At 37.5% G+C, this 18,454-nt stretch carries 19 protein-coding genes; 3 read left to right on the top strand and 16 right to left on the bottom strand.

Annotated features, from left to right (window positions below; genetic code table 11):
* Positions 1-255 precede the first annotated feature (255 nt).
* Entirely contained in the window at positions 256-768 is a 513-nt protein-coding gene (locus NDQ75_RS04535) for an acyl-CoA thioesterase (RefSeq protein ID WP_202028687.1), read from the top strand.
* Here NDQ75_RS04535 and NDQ75_RS04530 read toward each other — a convergent pair.
* The 16 genes from NDQ75_RS04530 to NDQ75_RS04455 all read right to left on the bottom strand — a co-directional run bounded on the left by NDQ75_RS04530 (position 754) and on the right by NDQ75_RS04455 (position 17,071).
* On the bottom strand, positions 754-1,389 hold the full coding sequence (locus tag NDQ75_RS04530; protein ID WP_202028215.1) for a hypothetical protein: 636 nt from the start codon (positions 1,387-1,389) through the stop codon (positions 754-756). The genes NDQ75_RS04535 and NDQ75_RS04530 overlap by 15 nt on opposite strands.
* On the bottom strand, positions 1,373-2,083 hold the full coding sequence (locus tag NDQ75_RS04525; protein WP_202028214.1) for a hypothetical protein: 711 nt from the start codon (positions 2,081-2,083) through the stop codon (positions 1,373-1,375). Before NDQ75_RS04525 ends, NDQ75_RS04530 begins: the two co-directional genes overlap by 17 nt.
* Positions 2,084-2,245: 162 nt before the next feature.
* The gene (locus NDQ75_RS04520; RefSeq protein WP_202028213.1) at positions 2,246-3,493 is read right to left on the bottom strand and encodes a murein hydrolase activator EnvC family protein; all 1,248 of its coding nucleotides are present in this window, start codon (positions 3,491-3,493) and stop codon (positions 2,246-2,248) included.
* A gap of 1 nt (position 3,494) precedes the next feature.
* Positions 3,495-4,277: a DUF4292 domain-containing protein gene (locus tag NDQ75_RS04515; protein ID WP_202028212.1), complete on the bottom strand. Its 783-nt coding sequence runs from the start codon at positions 4,275-4,277 to the stop codon at positions 3,495-3,497.
* A 15-nt stretch (positions 4,278-4,292) separates the two neighbouring features.
* Positions 4,293-5,237 carry a tetratricopeptide repeat protein gene (locus tag NDQ75_RS04510; protein ID WP_202028211.1) on the bottom strand — a complete coding sequence of 315 codons (945 nt, stop codon included), beginning with the start codon at positions 5,235-5,237 and terminating at the stop codon, positions 4,293-4,295.
* 29 nt (positions 5,238-5,266) lie between these two features.
* Positions 5,267-6,277 carry a sugar phosphate nucleotidyltransferase gene (locus tag NDQ75_RS04505; protein ID WP_202028686.1) on the bottom strand — a complete coding sequence of 337 codons (1,011 nt, stop codon included), beginning with the start codon at positions 6,275-6,277 and terminating at the stop codon, positions 5,267-5,269.
* Between the two features lie 324 nt (positions 6,278-6,601).
* Positions 6,602-7,036, bottom strand: a complete 435-nt coding sequence (dut, locus tag NDQ75_RS04500; RefSeq protein WP_202028210.1) for a dUTP diphosphatase — start codon at positions 7,034-7,036, stop codon at positions 6,602-6,604.
* Positions 7,033-8,505, bottom strand: coding sequence for a lipopolysaccharide biosynthesis protein (locus NDQ75_RS04495; protein ID WP_202028209.1), 1,473 nt, complete (start codon positions 8,503-8,505; stop codon positions 7,033-7,035). The genes dut and NDQ75_RS04495 overlap by 4 nt, the downstream gene beginning before the upstream one ends.
* A 61-nt stretch (positions 8,506-8,566) precedes the next feature.
* The gene (locus NDQ75_RS04490) at positions 8,567-9,070 is read right to left on the bottom strand and encodes a hypothetical protein (protein WP_202028208.1); all 504 of its coding nucleotides are present in this window, start codon (positions 9,068-9,070) and stop codon (positions 8,567-8,569) included.
* Positions 9,071-9,213: 143 nt separating this feature from the next.
* The gene (locus NDQ75_RS04485; protein WP_202028207.1) at positions 9,214-9,708 is read right to left on the bottom strand and encodes a DUF4168 domain-containing protein; all 495 of its coding nucleotides are present in this window, start codon (positions 9,706-9,708) and stop codon (positions 9,214-9,216) included.
* 147 nt (positions 9,709-9,855) lie between these two features.
* Positions 9,856-10,803: an ABC transporter ATP-binding protein gene (locus NDQ75_RS04480; RefSeq protein WP_202028206.1), complete on the bottom strand. Its 948-nt coding sequence runs from the start codon at positions 10,801-10,803 to the stop codon at positions 9,856-9,858.
* A 95-nt stretch (positions 10,804-10,898) separates the two neighbouring features.
* On the bottom strand, positions 10,899-13,058 hold the full coding sequence (locus tag NDQ75_RS04475; RefSeq protein WP_202028205.1) for a prolyl oligopeptidase family serine peptidase: 2,160 nt from the start codon (positions 13,056-13,058) through the stop codon (positions 10,899-10,901).
* Between the two features lie 102 nt (positions 13,059-13,160).
* Positions 13,161-14,150 carry an aspartate-semialdehyde dehydrogenase gene (locus NDQ75_RS04470; protein ID WP_202028204.1) on the bottom strand — a complete coding sequence of 330 codons (990 nt, stop codon included), beginning with the start codon at positions 14,148-14,150 and terminating at the stop codon, positions 13,161-13,163.
* Between the two features lie 503 nt (positions 14,151-14,653).
* Complete coding sequence (gene mscL / locus NDQ75_RS04465) at positions 14,654-15,076, bottom strand: large-conductance mechanosensitive channel protein MscL (protein ID WP_202028203.1); 423 nt, start codon at positions 15,074-15,076, stop codon at positions 14,654-14,656.
* A 242-nt stretch (positions 15,077-15,318) separates the two neighbouring features.
* Positions 15,319-16,422 (bottom strand): alanine racemase, encoded by a 1,104-nt coding sequence (gene alr, locus NDQ75_RS04460; RefSeq protein WP_202028202.1) that lies wholly within the window; start codon positions 16,420-16,422, stop codon positions 15,319-15,321.
* A complete protein-coding gene (locus NDQ75_RS04455) occupies positions 16,388-17,071 on the bottom strand; it encodes a thymidine kinase (RefSeq protein WP_202028201.1) in 684 nt (227 codons plus the stop codon). Before NDQ75_RS04455 ends, alr begins: the two co-directional genes overlap by 35 nt.
* 255 nt (positions 17,072-17,326) lie before the next feature.
* Between NDQ75_RS04455 and NDQ75_RS04450 the strand changes: the two genes are divergently transcribed.
* Both NDQ75_RS04450 and NDQ75_RS04445 read left to right on the top strand, forming a co-directional pair.
* Positions 17,327-18,025 carry a hypothetical protein gene (locus tag NDQ75_RS04450; protein WP_202028200.1) on the top strand — a complete coding sequence of 233 codons (699 nt, stop codon included), beginning with the start codon at positions 17,327-17,329 and terminating at the stop codon, positions 18,023-18,025.
* A gap of 45 nt (positions 18,026-18,070) precedes the next feature.
* Positions 18,071-18,442 (top strand): DoxX family protein, encoded by a 372-nt coding sequence (locus NDQ75_RS04445; protein ID WP_202028199.1) that lies wholly within the window; start codon positions 18,071-18,073, stop codon positions 18,440-18,442.
* Positions 18,443-18,454 lie beyond the last annotated feature (12 nt).

The raw sequence follows: 18,454 nt of genomic DNA, 5'->3' as shown, positions 1-18,454 counted from the left end.
GATTTTAGATTTACGTCTTTGCGAGTGAAGCGTGGCAATCTTCTTATTGTAAGTTCGATGCGGGAAGCTAGAGGCTGAAAGTTTGCAGTTGCCAGTAGCAGTATTCAGTTTATTGAACACTCCCAAAATACTTATTGTTTAAAGATTACTTACTTTTAAAAGCTAACAACGAGCAACTTACAACGAGTTCGCCCAATTAAAAATCTATTTTCATATTGTTGCATTAGAAATGTATCTTTGCACAAATTTTAAATGATGCAAGCAAAAACTCCCAGTGAATCACGTACCGTAATGACCGATCTTGTTTTGCCAAGTGAAACGAATCCGCTTAACAATCTGTTTGGTGGCGAACTTTTGGCAAGAATGGACCGAGCGGCTAGTATTGCTGCCAGAAGGCATTCCCGTAGGGTTACGGTTACCGCCTCTGTAAACCATGTAGCTTTTAATAGAGCAATTCCATTAGGAAGTGTGGTAACAGTCGAGGCATGCGTTTCCAGAGCGTTTAATAGCTCTATGGAGATTTATTTGGATGTTTGGATCGAGGATAGGGAAAACGGACATAAAAGCAAGGCGAACGAAGCTATTTATACCTTTGTAGCGGTAGATGACACCGCAAAACCGGTTGCTGTTCCTCCTATTCAGCCAGAAACTAAAATTGAAAAAGAACGTTACGAAGCGGCACTTAGAAGAAAGCAATTGAGTTTGGTATTGGCGGGTAAAATGAAACCCAACGAAGCTACAGAATTAAAGGCGTTATTTAAAGACTAGCCTTATACCTAAGGAAGGAGTTAATGCATAGGCTTTGCTAAAAAAATCTTTTAGTTCTGCTGAAGTATCTATATTGAAAAAATCCGCTTGCTGACTAACGGACACAAATACATTTAATTGCTTTGCAAGGTTATAGCCCGCATTAATATCGGCTGAAATTCCCCAACCTCCATCATAGAAATTTACGTTTCCTTTTGCGTTTCTGATTCTGGAAACAGCAATGCCAAGGGATGCATCTACTAAAAATTTCTTCGTCGAGACTAGATAATATCCACCATTGACACGATAATGAATTAAATCGGATCTGTCCACAGGGCTAACCAATTCTGGTCTTTCTACGGTTAAACTGGTATAATCAAATCCAAGACCAATGTAGAAACGTTTATAAATTGTAAAATTAAAATCAACATTAAAAGACGGACTTTTAATACTATATCCTTTGCTTAAAAATTGATCTCCAAAAAACAATGGAAAACCTAGTGAAAAAGTGGTATAGCCCTTTAAAGCATCAAATTCTTTGGAAATAGATTCTTCTTCGATTTTAAAATCGTTTTGGGCGTTTGCCACAAAAAATGAGAAAAACAAAACGAAAAATGCGCATCTCTTAATAACTGAATTCATAGGTTTTATCTTGTTTTTCTATTTCAATTTCTGTCGTTGCGCTGTCCAAAACCTGTTCATTCCTAATTTTATATTTAAAAACAACCAGAGAACTTTCCGGAATCCTGATGTTAATGGATTCCTGTTCATCCGAAGGTAAAAACAGCCCTCCAATTGATACTTGTTCTTGGTAGTATGGTCCTACTCCTTCAGAAAAATCAACAACAATATTTGGATTGCTATAGGTTACACTCCAGTTAAGGGTGTCTAGATTTTGGGTATTGCGATTTAATTGCAATTGAAAGGATGTTAGTTTATTAATCTGAATGGGATCCAATCTTAGGGCGTAGTTTTGAATCATGTCCTGAGGAATGTCTGCCAAAAGTACGCCGCCATAATTTGCTTCTACATTGGCATCCTTTGGAAGCCGAGAATAATTATTGATGCTAACCGTAAAGGGTAGTTCTGACAACGGTTTGAGAAAAGGAAATGCTATTTTTCCAGTTTTGGTGCTTTCGCCAGTACCTACGATTTCCGAATCGGTAAAATATATAACTCTAGAAGAAACCCCAATTTCAAAAGGTATCCCTGATACTGGAACGCCGCTTTGATCTACAACTGTCGATTCAAAATAAAGTCGGGTATTATCTTCAAAATCGATTTCGCAGGAAAAAAGTATACCTAGCAGTAATAGTAGCGCTCCTTTGTATTTCATATTAGAAAGATACATCAGAAACCTGAAAGTTGCGCGAGACTATATTAAATTAGTTTTACATTTTACTCACGAAGTGATATTTAGAATAAACTAAGGCTTACGAAGAAAAACTTTTAATGTTTTAGTTTTTGATGCCTCAAGCATCCAACTTCCTGCACATTATTACATTCTATAAATCCAATTGGCAGGATTGTCGGTATGGTTGTTGTCGTAAATCATGAATTTTAAAACGGTCTCGTTGTCACTCGGACTCGTAAAAACTTCACCGATTTCTTGTTTGGTGGTCACCTTTTCTCCTTCTTTTACATACACTTTTCCTAAGTTATTGTAAACCGAAATGTAATTACCATGTTGGATGAGAACAGCTTTATTTCCGCCTTTTATGGCTTGCACAGCTAATACTTTTCCACGATAGATGGCACGAGCCTGCGCACCATTTTCTGTTGCAATTCTCACACCATTACTTTGTATCGTAACCGATTTTACCACTGGATGCGGCTGTTTTCCATACCGCATTTTTACAACGCCTTTTTCAACGGGCCAAGGTAATTTCCCTTTATTGGCTTTAAAATCGGTGTCTACAAGTTTTGCTTCTGCTGTCAAGGCAAAATTGGATGATTTCGTGGCGCTTTCGCGGCTTTCCTTCGTTGTTTCCTTGTTGGCAGCATTCGCCTTTGCAATAGCATCCCGAATTATTTTATCGATTTGTCTATCAATGGCATCAGCTTGCTTTTGCTTTTCACGTATTTGTGCAGCATATTGCGATTCTTTTTCTTTTATACTGGCAATCAAACCTCGTTGATTTTCCATTTCCCTTTCTAGCGAGGCTTGTTCTTTTCGGTTTTCAGCAATTAAATTTTCTTTGTCTTTTCGTTGGGTTACCAAGCCGTTGTTTAACTCTTGAAGTTGCGTTGTTTTAGACTGAATTTCCGCCGCCTGTTCTTTCCTATGGTTTGTATATTGTTTCATATACTGAATGCGCTTGTAGGCCTGTAAAAAGTCTTCTGAAGACAATAAGAACATCAATCTGCTTTGCTGTGATTTGCTTTTATAGGATTTCCGAATCATTTCAGCATAATCACTTTTCAATTCTTTCAGGTCATCCCGCAATTTGGAAATTTTGTTGATGTTGTTGTTTATTTGACGGCTAATTAAATTGGTTTGCTCGTTGGTAACCTTAATAAGCTCTTTGCGGATGCGGATTTTCTGATTTAAATCTTCCACATCTTCCAAAACATCTGTTTTTTCCCGTCTTTTCTGCGATAACAGGGTGTTGAACTGTTGAATTTCTTCTTGTAAACGTAATTTACGGGCTTCTAGCTCTTTTTGTTCATCGCTTTGGGCATAAATGCTGCCTACCGATAAAAAGGCAAGTAAAAACAAACGAAAGAAGAAATTATTTACCGTCATATTATTCAATTTCTACTTGTTTAAATCCGCTTGGAATGCTGTAAGGAAAAGAAACTTCCCGATCGAAAACGACACTATTATATTCAATATCAATTTGATTTTTATGGTCGGCATCCAGCGCCAATATCTGTATTTCATTTGGAAGAACTTTACCATCTACTTCTTGGTAATTTTTGTATTCAATACTCAACAAACGGTTTTCTATTGGCTGCGAAATTTGCTGCAAATCCATTTTAAAATGAGTGGGTTCTAAAAGAAATAATGTTTTAAATAGTTCCGATTGTTTTTCAGGTTTTAACTGATATTTGTTGGCTACCGAAGCAGCGTAATACGGTTGCTCTTTCAGATTAAAAACGGCTTGTCCCAAAAGGAGATTTTGTACCATTTCAAAATTTAAATCGGCTCCCAGGAGGTTATTCAAATAAGAAAAATCCCCATCAAAATAAGTATTATCCAGCTTGTTGTAAAAACTCACGCGGTCGGGTGTTATTAATGCTTTTACCACAGAAAGAGGTGCGCTAATCCAAATAGCTTCATCCTTTTTCATTCGGATACTTACGGTAACACCTTGCGAGTTCTCCCCATCAGAATAATCAATTTTAATACGTCCCGTTAAGGTTTCAAAATCAAGTTCGTTTTTATAGTGGTTTGCTATGATATTTTTTGAAGAAAGATCGCTTTTTAATTCACCCTCACCCAACACATTTTTAGATCCACAGGAATTAAGTAAAATCGCAAAAGATACTACAAAAGCTATGGATATTTTTTTTCTGATCATCTTCATTAACAACACTAATTTTTAATTGTTTTCATTTATTTTTTGCTGAAATTCTTTAGCTTTTTCAGCATTGTTTAACCCATTGTATGCAACAACCATTTCTTTATACAGATCCTTCTGAAGCTGTTTGTCATCCAAAAGATAGATAAGTCCTTCTTCCAATACTTCAGTGGCCATTTTAAACTTTTGAAGCTTGTTAAGGGCAACTCCTTTTAAATAATAAAATTCAGGCTGCGTAGGATAATTGTCTAAAGCTTCACTGCTTACTGCCAGCATCTCATTATAATCGGTGCGTTCTTGTTGTTTGAGAATCTGGTTTTTGTAATCTTCAACTGGATTGTTAACCGAGGCATTTTCTTCAAATTTATCCCCTGATTCGCTTTTCAAGGCCTGTAAATTTTGCATCATCCCAATTTTTGATTTGCTCTGTACCACAAAAGCTTTATCAATTCCCTTGTTTTCCATTATTTCAAGAACAGCTAACGCCTTTTTGTAATCAGGTTTTTCTATGTACAAATTGGTAAGCATGCTGTAATATTGCGGATTCTTCTGCGCTAATTTTTCAGCAATTTCAATAGCTTTTTCTATGTTTTGCTGTGCTTTAAAGCAATCCAGTAAGGCATCTAAATACCATTTATTTTCAGTATCTGCCTCAACGGCTGTTTCCAAATAAGGTTGTGCTTCAACATATTTTCTTTGGTACATGTAATTAAGGCCCAACTCATAATCAATCACTTCATTTTCAGGCTGCAATAATTTACATTCCAAAAGAGCAGAAACCGCTTTATCATAGTTTTCAATGCCTTTTTGTTTCAAAGATTCGTAAAAGTACTCCTGAAAGGCATCGTTATTTTCTTCATGCGAAATATCTGCATCGGTTTCGGAAGGGATTTCTTGAGCAATAGCAAGTGGTGAGATTGCTAGAACCCCAAGAAAAACTGCTTTTATGAAACCTTTTTTTAGCATTTATTATTTGAAAAATAGAGTGATTTCCTTTATTCCAAAACGGAATAATCGCCAATGCTCACATCGGTAAAATTACCATCGAATTTGGCAAAGTTTCCAATCATAGCATTATCCAAATTAGCATTTTTTACAACAGCTTGTGTTTGAATTAAGCTATTTTTAATAGTTGCATTTTCCACCACTGTGCCATCACCGATGGAAACATTGGGTCCAATTTTCGCATTTTTAAGCACTACATTTTTTCCGATATAGCAGGGTTGGATTATTTCTGAATTTTCTTTTTTTACTTCGGAAGAAACCAAATTTTCCCCATCTGCGTGTAAAAACTGAAGCATTCTTCCATTGGTTTCCACCGTAACGTTTTTATTTCCGCAGTCCATCCATTCGTCCACCTTTCCAGGCACAAACTTTTTGCCTTGCGCCATCATGGCTTTAATACCATCGTTAATTTGATATTCACCTCCGTGGATAATATTGGCATCCAACACTTTTTGTAGCTCCGCTTTTAGTTGCTCGCCCTCTTTAAAGTAGTAAATCCCAATAACCGCCAAATCCGATACAAACTCCTGTGGCTTTTCAACCAATCCGGAGATATTCTTTTCTTCGTTCAATTCTACTACTCCGTACGCTTCGGGCTTGTCTACTTGTTTCACCCAAATAACGCTATCAGCAGAAGCATCCAAGTTAAAATCGGCTTTAAAAAGAGTGTCCGCATAGGCAATTACGCAAGGCCCTGAAAGTGATTCTTTGGCGCACATAATGGCATGCCCAGTTCCTAACGGCTTATCTTGGTAATAGATGGTTCCTTTCGCGTTTAAGCTAGCAGCTATTTCGTTGAGTTTTGCTTCTATTTCTGTTCCAAAATCGTCTTTTATGATAAAAGCAATTTCTTCAATTTCTTGGTCCAATACTTTGGCTATATCTTCCACCAAACGTTGAACAATCGGTTTGCCTGCAATAGGAATTAACGGTTTTGGTATTGTTAACGTGTGTGGTCTAAGTCTGGAACCTCGTCCAGCCATTGGTACGATTATTTTCATCTTCATGCCCGCGAAGGCGGGTATCTTTTTATGGTTAAACTTGTTTCCTGTGTGGGCAGGAATTTTTATACTTTTTAATGACGCTTTAAGTCAATGTTGTCTTTCTGAGCAGATGTCTAAAAAAGTAAGTAACAGTTGCCAAACTGAGCTTATCGAAGTTAAAATTGTTTTGAATGCAAAAGCCTTCGACTCCCGAAGCTTCGGGACAGGCTGACATACTAAAGTGTCTTTATCTATTTTAGACAGCCTATTTTATTAGTTAATTTATTTATTCTTTTCCTTCTATAGATTCTCCCCTTAGGGGAGATAAAGAGGGGTTAGTTGTTACTTCACTCCAGTACTTCCAAATCCTCCAGCGCCTCTTGTGGTTTCAGAAAGTTCACTGACTTCTGTCCAAGAGATGTGTTCATGACGTGCGATTACCAATTGTGCAATGCGCTCACCGTTTTCAATGGTAAAATCTTCATTGGAAAGATTTACTAGAATAACGCCTATTTCCCCGCGATAGTCTGCATCGATGGTTCCGGGCGCATTTAAAACAGTAATTCCTTTTTTGGCGGCCAAACCGCTACGTGGTCTTACTTGCGCTTCTGCTCCAACAGGAAGTTCAATGAACAAACCTGTTTTCACAATCGCCCTTTCCAACGGTTTAAGTACTATTGGCGCATCAATATTTGCACGTATGTCCATTCCCGCAGACGCAATGGTTTCGTAATTGGGCAATGGATGATTCGATTTATTTACAATTTTTACTGTCATTTTTTATTCTTTAGTGCTATAGATGAAAACATTTTTTTTAGCTCTTTATTTTCCAATCGGTAGATTAGCATCAAAAATACTAAAAGTAAAAGGGTTCCTATAAGTAAATTCCTATCAAAAATGTAAAAAGAAACCACCACAAAGAGGATAGAAACGCCTAGATAGCTTCCTATTTTTTTAAGATTGTATGGGATTGGATGTTTTTTTTGTCCGAAATAAAACGAAATCAGCATCATACTGCTGTAAGCAACCAAGGTAGCAATTGCTGAACCTTTGTAAGTTAATATAGGGATGAGAATAAAGTTTAGGGCAAGTGTGATTATAGCACCAAAAACGGAAATATAAGCACCAAAATGAGTGCGGTCTGTGATTTTGTACCAAACTGAAAGATTGTGGTAAATTCCAAGGCATAAGTTAGCTAACAGAATAAAAGGAACTATCCAGAGCGCTTCCCAATATTCAGAATTGTGGATGAGCAATCTTTTGAAAATATCTGCGTAAACAACTACAAACAAAAAGATAAACGAACCGAAAATGGTAAAGTACAGGGTAGTATCGGCATAGATTTCCTTGGCATTTTTTTTATTGGCATTGCTGAAAAAAAATGGTTCCACACCCAATTTAAAAGCTGTTATAAAAAGCGTCATAAAAGCGCCAAGTTTGTAACACGCAGCATAAATACCCACGGTTTCTTCAGCGATATTTTCGGGCAAGAGATATTTCAGCATAATTTTGTCGAATCCCTCGTTGATGGAAAAGGCAATTCCAGCAATCATTACTGGCAATGCGTAGCGGAACATTTTTTTCCAAATGAAAAAATCAATTTTCAAACGGATTCTAAAATACAAGGGGAGGATGAGTAATAATCCGAAGAAACTGGCCAGCACATTGGAGATAAAAATATAATGCACTTTATTATCAAAAACCATTGAATTGAAAACAGAAGTCCCTTCCGTAGTTAATTTTGGCAGTGCTAAAAAGAAAAATACGTTTAAACCTAGCATTACAACTACAGATGAAATCCTCACAAAGGAATATTTTATTGGCATTTCATTGTTGCGTAGCCAAGCGAAAGGGATAACGCAGAGCGCATCAAAAAACAAAATGAGAATAGCATAGCCAATGTAATCGGGATTGAATTGTAAAAAAGACGCGATATTGTCTTTCAGTAAAAAAGAAACAATTAGAAATATTCCTGAGCTGATAAATAGTGAAGTAAGTGCAGTGGATTGTACTTCGGCCTTTCGTTCGCTTTTGTTCATAAACCTAAAGAAGGCTGTTTCCATTCCGTAGGAAAGCATTACATTCCCCAAAATAAGATACACATAAAGCGAAGCATACACCCCATAATCCTCCGTTGGTAATTGGTCGGTGTACAGGGGCATTAAAATAAAGCTCAGCAATCGGGGTAAAACCGTTGCCAAGCCATAAATAAATGTATGTTTAAATAGTTTTTTAAGCGCTCCCAATTAAATTCTCTATTGAAGTGCTAAAAGTATCGATTTATAAAGACGCATCAAAAAGAAGCGCTCAGTTTTTTAGCGTGGGGATATCACGATAATGAATGGGTGTTGAAGGCGAAATTCCTTCAATTTTATAATAATTGGTTTTGCCATCCACAGTATAACTTACCACGGCTTCATTTTCTGAAAGCTCAAAAGGGTTTTTAGCATTGGTTTTTGGCGGTTTGTTCCCAAATTCCTTTTTTGGGTCCGCATGCATAATCATATCCGGCGGAGTATTAAAAAATGGAAAGCGACCAATATAGACCAAGTAATCGTCTTTTTTAATACGCTCTAGTTTTACTGCCTGGTTTTTGTAGTATAAGCTGTCTAAAGTGGCGCCGTTTTCTTCCGGAACAGGTATATAAATGTTTTCCCCTGTTGCTTCCTTGTTATCACCAGCTGTCCACGGTTCGCTTTTTACTTCTCCCAATTGAAAAGGAGCGTTTTCGGTAAGTTTTTGTGAAGAACCACATTGGGAAAAACCTAAGATTACCACCGTTCCCAAAAGTATATTTATTAATCGCATCATTTTTCTTTGTTTAATTAAAGATACGATTTCAAAATTGATGCCAAAATAAACCTCACCGGTTTTTTGAGGCGTCAAAATTTAGGTAAAGTAAGGGCTTGTCAAACTAAAAATAGGTTCCGACAAGCCCTAACTGACTTTGGTAATTATCCTTGTTGAGTCATTTTCATTAAAATGCCCTGTAGTTTTTGCTGTAAGTCTTTGTTAGACTGTATACTCATGGCTACCGCTTGGTATTTCTCCATGGTAAGTCCAGAATCTTTAATAATTCCTTGCATTTTGGCTTCCAGTGCCGGTTGCATTTTTTCCAATTCGCCAACGGCTGCTTTGTGTTTTGCCAATTCGTCGTCTGTGGCTTCCACTTCGGTGTTTGGATCCATAGAAGCTTTGTGAATCTCATTGAATCTGTTTAACTCCAAACCGCTTTCTTCAATTTTTGCAGCCATTTGTTGCTGAGCTTTTTGATTTTCCTGCTGAATACCAATATATGCTTCCGCAAATTTTTGTAAGTCGGCATCAGAAACGTTTTCAGCTGCTGCTGGCGACGCCTGAACAGGAGCTTGCACCTGCGCAAAAATGGCGGGGCTTCCTAGAAGTGCAACAAATATAAAAATGAGTTTTAAGTTTCTTGTTTTCAACATAATTATTTCTTTTTAGTTTTCTGAAGAGGCAAGATGAAATAATTACGATAGACTCAAAAAAAATCCGGTGCTAAATTCGCTAAGTTCACAAAGATTTAACAGAAAGTGATGTTTTTTACTGAAATATGCTTCATTTTCAATGAAAAGTTACCTTTTTTGAACAAAAATCTCTTCGGAAGGAGCAATGCTACTTTGATGATTCACAAAATACGATTTCGAACCTCTCGTTCCTTCAATTAAATAATGAGTTCCTTGAAAATAACATGCTTTCACTTTAAGTTTAAATGGAGATTCCTCTTGTACAATTTTCAATTGATGTGGAAACAGTAATATTTTTTTAGAAGAGTCACTGGAGTTATCAAAAAGTTTTTCAGGGATTTCATTAACTTCTCCAAACAAAGACGCGATGTATTTGTTTTTCGGTGCTTGATAAAGCGCTTCAGGTTTTTCTAATGCGATGCATTTTCCAGCCTTTAACACCATAGTTTTATCGGCATATGCCAATGTATCCGTATTGTCATGGGTTGCCGTGATGCAGGCGATATTTTCATCTTTTAAAAATTGAAATATATCCCTACGTAATTTGTTTTTTTTGAAATTATCGATGTTACTGAAAGGTTCATCCAGCAGTAATAATTCGGGCTCTTTTGCAAGCGCTTTCGCCAAGGCTACCCGTTGCTGTTGCCCTCCACTTAAGTCGGTTGGCTTGATTTTGGAAAATGATTCCATCTCTACCAATTCCAAAAGTTGCGCGATTCTTTTCTTCTTTTTCCTAGGATAGAAATTCGATAGAAACTTCCCAATATTTTCTTCCACCGTTATAAATGGCATCAAATCATAATCTTGGGCAACGTATTTTATAAAAGGTTCGCCCGGAACGATGTTGTAATTTGGACCCAACATCGGTTTTTTATCCCAAAAAAGCTTGCCTTTATCAAGATGATAAAGTCCGTAAATTATTTTGAGCAACGTACTTTTCCCAGAACCGCTTTCGCCAATTATGGATAGATGTTCTCCTTTCTGAAGGGTAAAGTTGATGTTTTTTAAAATGGGCGTTTCTTCATATTGAAAAGAAACCTTTTTAACTTCTAGCATGGAAGGTTTATTTTATCGAATAACTTAATTGTTTTTAAAAAATAGGCATAAAAAAACACCCTGAAAAATAGGCCTTCAGGGTGTTATAAAAAGAATTACTTTTTAAATTCTTTTAAAGCCGCTTTGTTGGGAAGCTCTTCATACCCCATATTATAAAGTGTAAAACCAAAAATATCGGCATATTGGTCGATAGTTTTGCTAACAGGCGTTCCCGCACCGTGACCCGCGTTGGTTTCAATTCGGATTAAAACAGGGTTGTTTCCACTTTGCTTTTCCTGTAATTCAGCAGCAAATTTAAAACTATGCGCTGGCACCACACGGTCATCATGGTCTCCGGTGGTGATTAAAGTTGCAGGATAAGAGGTTTCCGCTTTTACATTGTGCAACGGAGAATATCCTTTAAGGTATTCAAACATTTCTTTGTTGTCTTCCGCAGTTCCATAATCGTATGCCCAACCAGCTCCAGCGGTAAATGTATGATAGCGCAACATATCCAACACCCCAACGGCTGGTAAAGCTACTTTCATTAAATCGGGACGCTGTGTCATGGTAGCGCCTACCAATAATCCTCCGTTCGAACCGCCACGAATGGCTAAATATTCTGAAGAAGTATATTTGTTATCGATAAGATATTCCGCAGCAGCAATAAAGTCATCAAAAACATTTTGCTTTTGCAATTTCGTTCCGGCATTGTGCCATTTTTTCCCGTATTCACCGCCACCACGAAGGTTTGGAACAGCATAAACACCACCTTGCTCCAACCAAACGGCCATCGCTGTACTAAAAGAAGGCGTTAAACTGATATTGAATCCGCCGTACCCATAAAGGATAGTCGGATTTTTACCGTTTAACTCTGTTCCTTTTTTATAGGTGATTAGCATAGGAACCTTTGTTCCGTCTTTGGAGGTGTAAAAAACTTGCTTAGATTCGAATTCTTCACTATTGAAATCAATTTCAGGCTTCCAATAGACTTCTGAAGCACCCGTTTCTGGATTGAATTTATAAATGCTTCCCGGCGTATTGTAATTGGTAAAAGAATAATAAATTACTCTATCTTCTTTTTTGCTTCCAAAACCACCAACGCTTCCTAAGCCCGGTAATTCTATATCTCTAATTAATTTCCCGTCGTAATCGTATTGTTTTACTTGGGAAACCGCATCTTTCATATATTCAGCAAAGAAATAACCGCTACCGGTATTCGGACTCAAAACATTTTCGGTTTCAGGAATAAAATCTTCCCAATTTTCAGGGGATGGGTTTGCAGCATCAACCGTAACGATTTTTTTATTGGGAGCGTCCAAGTTGGTTACCAAATACAATTTAGAACCAACGTTTTCAATAACATACGTGTCGCTTTCCGTAGTTTCAATAATCGGTACCAATGGCGCATTTTCTTTGGTAAGGTCTTTTATAAAAAGCTTATTTCCAGAAGTAGAAATAGAAGCGCTAATCAACAAATAATTATCATCTTCAGTAACATTTCCACCTACGTAACGGTGTTTTTCTTCTTCGGTTCCACCAAAAATAAGTTTATCTTCTTTTTGAGGGGTACCCAACTTGTGATAGTATAATTTGTGTTGATCTGTTTTGGCTGAAAGCTCACTTCCTTTCGGCTTGTCGTAACTGGAATAGAAGAAACCTTCTTCGCCTTTCCATGAAAGTCCACTGAACTTTACATCCACCAAAGTATCTTCAATAATTTCCATGCTTTCGGCATCTTTAACGATTACCTTTCGCCAATCGCTTCCGCCTTCAGAAATGGAATAAGCCGCTAATTTCCCACTTTTAGAAAAACTTAAACCAGCAAGGGAAGTCGTTCCGTCTTCAGAAAAGGTATTGGGATCCAGAAAAACCTCTTCTTTTCCATCTTCTCCTTTTTTTCTGTAAACTACGTACTGGTTTTGTAGTCCGTCGTTTTTATAAAAATAAGTGTAATCGCCTTCTTTAAACGGGGCAGAAATTTTTTCGTAGTTCCATAATTGTTCCAAACGCTGTTTTAACTGATTTCTAAATGGAATTTTCTCCAAATAGCCAAAAGTAACTTCATTTTCCGCTTTTACCCATTCGGCAGTTTCATCAGACATGTCGTCTTCCAACCAGCGGTAAGGATCTTTAACTTCAGTATCAAAATAAGTATCTATGGTATCTACTTTTTTGGTAGCAGGATATTTCAATGTCAAATCTTTTTTCTTTTCATTCGTGTCACAGGAGTAGAGTAGTCCGGCAACAATGGTAAACGTAATAATTCTCCTCATCTTTAATTTTTAGATTAATTAATTAGCGAGGATAATTTAGTTAAAAAAAGCTCTAAATCAGTACTGATTTAGAGCTTTTAACAATTTTTAAGCAGATGCAGCTTATACGAGCTTATTTTCTACTAAATATTCTGCAATTTGCACTGCGTTGGTGGCTGCTCCTTTTCGAAGATTGTCAGCCACAATCCACATATTCAAGGTGTTTGATTGCGACTCGTCCCTTCTAATTCTACCTACAAAAACATCGTCTTTGTCATGTGCATAAATAGGCATTGGGTAGGTATTGGTATCGGGATTGTCCTGAACCACCACTCCTGCTGTTTCGCTAAGAATTCTGCGAACATCGGTTAAGGTGAAATCATTTTCAAACTGAACATTCACCGCTTCGGAATGCCCACCAGACGTTGGAATTCTTACAGCAGTAGCAGAAACAGCAAATGTTTTATCACCTAATATTTTTTGAGGCTCACGAGCCAATTTCATTTCTTCTTTGGTATAGCCGTTTTCTTCAAAAACATCACAATGCGGAAGTGCATTTCGGTTGATTGGGTAAGGATACGCCATTTCGCCATCTACGCCAGCCAATTCGTTTTCCAACTGCTTTACAGCTTTTACACCCGTACCGGAAATGGACTGATAAGTAGAAATCACCACACGCTTCATTTTATATTTTTTATGAAGAGGCGCCAACGCCATCACCAATTGAATGGTAGAACAGTTAGGGTTTGCAATAATTTTATCTTCTTTGGTAAGTTCTTTTGCATTGATTTCTGGAACCACCAATTTTTTAGTTGGGTCCATACGCCAAGCCGAAGAATTATCGATTACTGTTACTCCAGCTTCAGCAAATTTAGGTGCCCACTCAAGAGAAGTGCCTCCACCGGCAGAGAAAATGGCAATATCCGGTTTTGCCGCTACGGCATCAGCTAAGCCAATAACTTTATATGTCTTTCCGTTAAACGGAAGTTCTTTACCTACAGACCGCTCAGAAGCGACCAATAACAATTCATCAATAGGGAAATTACGTTCCGCTAAAACTTTAAGCATTACCTCGCCAACCATTCCGGTAGCTCCTACAACAGCTATTCTCATTTTTTTGTCTTTATTCTTTTACAGTGTTTTTATTCGGGCTTTTAAGCAGTCCCGTTTTCATTTAAAATTTTGAAAGACAAAAGTAATTAATATTCACGGTTATACAACCTCAAAATCAAAACATCAAAAAAATATAACAAATTGTTATAAAAATAAACAAACCTTTTTAGCTTTTAAAAATCCCTTATCCACAGAATAGTAATCAAAAGCTCCGAAAACAGGAGCGTAGGCACGGAGCGACGCGGAGTTTTGATTACGGTTTTTCGACTTCAAGGTCAAAAAAAGTCCTTGGATAAGGCGCCCTTTTCTTTGTTTCGTTTCTTTTGGGCGAGCAAAAGAAACCGACAAAGGAGGTTCATGAATACCCTTTAAAAGTAATTAAAGATTAATGAACTAAATGAAAGGATCTTCTTTTAAATCATTTTATACAAAAAAACCATCCAGTTCCCTAGATGGTTAAATTAAACATTTGTGTAGCGGTTTTGCCTCAATGCTGAGGTATATTATTTAGCGTTTTGCTTTTTTAGCTCGTCCCTAATTTCAATAAGTAATTCTTCTTGCGTAGGTCCTTTGGGTGCTGCAGGCGCTGCTTCCTCTTTTTTCTTGGTACGCTCATATGCTTTTAGCACCATGAAAATACAGAACCCGATAATAATGAAATCGATAATGGTTTGAATAAAGAGTCCGTAATTAATAGTTACGGCTTCGGTAAGCACTTCCTCGCCTTGCATTTCAGCTTCTTTAAGTACAACTTTTAATTCAGAAAACTTAGAATCGCCCAATAATAAACCAATGGGCGGCATTAAAATGTCTTTTGTAAAAGAAGTGACAATTTTACCAAAAGCGCCACCAACGATAACCGCCGTAGCCAGGTTTACAATATCACCTTTAAGTAGAAAAGCCTTAAAATCTTTAAAAAAACCCATAAACTGAAAATTAGTTGATTAGTATTCTTAAAGATAGAAATTTTTTTGGAAAACTATCAACTACCAAATTCAGATTATTTAGAATAATATAGGCACCATAAGCCGCTGGATGCTTTGCACAGTCCGCTCGATGGCAAACATAGCCCACTGATCGATTGGCTTAAACTGTTAAAATTTTGATTTGCGAAATACTTAATCTCCGACGAGGAACTCTTAAAAAAACTATCTATTCAATACAAAGTCTAACTCACCACTTTACGCCGTACACGTTGGGAAATAGCGGTAATCAATTCGTAGGAAATAGTGCCCGCAGTTTTGGCAAACTCACTGGCAGTGGGGTTTTTCCCAAAAACGGTCACCTCATCGCCCTCTTGGCAATCCACACCGGTAACGTCAATCATAAGCATGTCCATACAGACGTTGCCAACAATGGGGCATCTTTTTCCGTTTACGGTTAAAAAACCTTTTCCTTTGCCGTATTGGCGCCCTATACCATCGGCGTGTCCCAATGGAATAGTAGCCGTTTTCATGGCAGTTGTTGCCACATGTCCTTTGTTATAACCAATACTTTCATTTGGCCGGATTTCATGAATTTGGGAAATAACGCTTTTTAGCGAAACAACAGGTTTAAAGTGAGTGTTGTATTGCGGGTCGTTACCAAAACCGTACAAACCAATTCCGCTTCTTACCATATCAAACTGAGCAACATCAGCGTAATTCAAAATACCTGAAGTGTTTAGGATGTGTAGCATCGGTTGGTAATCGAGCGTATTTAAAAACTGCTCGGCCACATTTTTAAAAGTATGTATTTGCTGAAGGGTAAATTCTTTTTCATTTAAATCTTCCGAAGCACCCAAATGTGAAAATAGGGAAGCAATCTGTACATTTTTATTGCTGCTGAAGTGCTTCAAAATCTCTGAAACATCTTCCGAAGCAAACCCAAGCCGATTCAAACCGGTATTAAATTTTAAATGGACAGGATAGCCTTTCTCATTTTCCGAAGCTTTTAAAAACAATTTCAAAACCTGAAAACTGTACAAGCTGGGTTCCAATTTATAGGTAATTATTTCAGCAAAATGAATGGGCAGTGGGTGTAAAACTAAAATAGGCTTGGTTATTCCCGCTTTTCGAAGAGCGATGCCCTCATCGGTATAGGCAACTGCAAAATAATCCACGTTTAAATGCTGTAGATGTAAAGCGACTTGCTGTACATCACTGCCATAAGCATACGCTTTTACCACCGCCAAAAGCTTGGTAGAAGATTTAATTTTTGTACGTAGGAAGTTGAGGTTGTGCGTAATTGCCGAAAGGTCAACTTCGAGCGTGGTCTCCTGAATTTTCGTCATGTTCAGTCTTTTTAGCAGTCATTTTAGGAGAAATATCTTGAGGGTCTTTAACTTCCATTTTATTTACCTTTTCGCGCAACATGGCTTTAAAAAACGCAGCTCTACTCAGCGGTTCGTATTCTTCCGTCTCACCCAATAAAACCAGTTTGTCGTTGGTAGATTTTCTAAAACTGTAATTTGCCAAATTTCCGGTACGGGTGCAAATGGCGTGTACTTTGGTAACGTACTCTGCTGTGGCCATAAGTGCGGGCATGGGGCCAAAGGGATTTCCTTTAAAATCCATATCCAACCCTGCGACTACCACACGAATGCCTTTATTGGCTAGGTCGTTGCAAACGGAAACGATTTCATCATCAAAAAATTGAGCTTCATCAATACCAACCACGTCACAGCCATCTGCCAAAAGTCGAATATTGGCGGCCGCGGGTACAGGAGTAGAACGAATTTCATTGGCATCGTGGGAAACCACCATTTCGTCATCGTAACGGACATCTACGGCAGGTTTAAAAATTTCCACCCGTTGCTTGGCAAATTGCGCACGCTTTAATCTTCGGATGAGTTCTTCCGTTTTACCGGAAAACATCGAACCGCAGATAACCTCTATCCAACCAAACTGCTCTTTATGATTTACTGTATTTTCGAGAAACATTCTGTAATTTTCTATGCGGAAAAGAAAAACTAAACAAACTTACGCAATTAATTAAAGTTGATTTCAAGAAACCTGAAATAATATCAACAAATTATTGAATACGGAACCAACAAAATATTACCGCTATAGGTTTTCGAATTCTTACCGATTAGGATTTAAAAAATGGTTATTTTTTAGCTATCTTTATCATTGAAAATTGGGTGGAAATGCCTTATTTTATTCAATAAGAACTTACAATTTGAAGAAACTATTGTTATGAAGAAGAAACTAGAAGCAGAACTGGTAAGCATTGCACACCGTGTATTGAAATTGAAGGGGAAAGAAGATTTGGACGCGTTGCAAAAAGAAGCCCAAAAATTGTATGAAAAACTTACACTGCTGAAGTATGTAGAAGAACATTTTGGGGAGTTTCAACCAACTGCCGGGAGAAATGAAGTAGCAGAAAAGTTTGAAGAGTTGGCGAACGCCGTGCTTAAAGGAAATTCCGACGTACCAGAAACCAACCCCAATGCGGAAGAGGAAGCGATTATGACGCCTGTAATGGATACCATTAAAGATTTGGTGGAGGAAATGCCAGAGGAGGAAGAAACCTTGGAAGATATTTTATCTGATTTTAGACCCGATGCCACTTTTGTAAAGCGGGATATGGATACCGTAACCCCAAAAATAAGCAATGTTACCTATGTTACGGAAAAGCGTCCTTCATCCTTAAACGACCGTTTAAAAACTGGTTTTTCAATTGGATTGAACGATAAACTGGCTTTTATTAAGCATTTATTTGATGGAAGTAATGAAGACTACATTCGAGTAATTTCTCAAATAAACACCATGGATACTTTTGATGAGGCGAAGCAGTTCATTTCTGAAATGATAAAACCCGACTACAATAACTGGGCTGGAAAAGAAGCCTACGAAAACCGATTTATGGAGATATTGGAAAAGAAATTTTCGTAACGATTTGGCCTCAACCTACCATTTTCAACCAAAAAACATGAATTTATGAAAACGAAACGTATTTTTTATTGGATTACCACCGGACTCTTATGCGTGTTCCTCGCTTTTGCAATTTTTAATTATCTTACAAAGTTTGATGCATTGCAGGGATATCTTGAAAGCCTTAATTATCCATCTTATCTTTTATACATTCTTATCATTGCGAAAGCTTTAGGTATTATCGCATTGTTAGCACCTATTAAAGGAGTGGTTAAAGAATGGGCTTATGCGGGCTTGTTCTTTAATTTTCTATTTGCATTTATTGCCCATTACATGGCTGGAGATGGTGAAGGTGGCGGAGCAGTAATCGCTATGGTTCTTTTAATGGCTTCTTATTTTCTTGGTAAACAAGTGCGTCCTTGGATTATTAGGGGGTAGGAACCTAACCTT

The sequence above is a fragment of the Galbibacter mesophilus genome, from assembly GCF_023721415.1.
GTDB lineage: Bacteria > Bacteroidota > Bacteroidia > Flavobacteriales > Flavobacteriaceae > Galbibacter > Galbibacter mesophilus.
The sequence above is the reverse complement of the archived record's forward strand: the minus strand, read 5'-3'. Positions and strand labels throughout refer to the sequence as shown.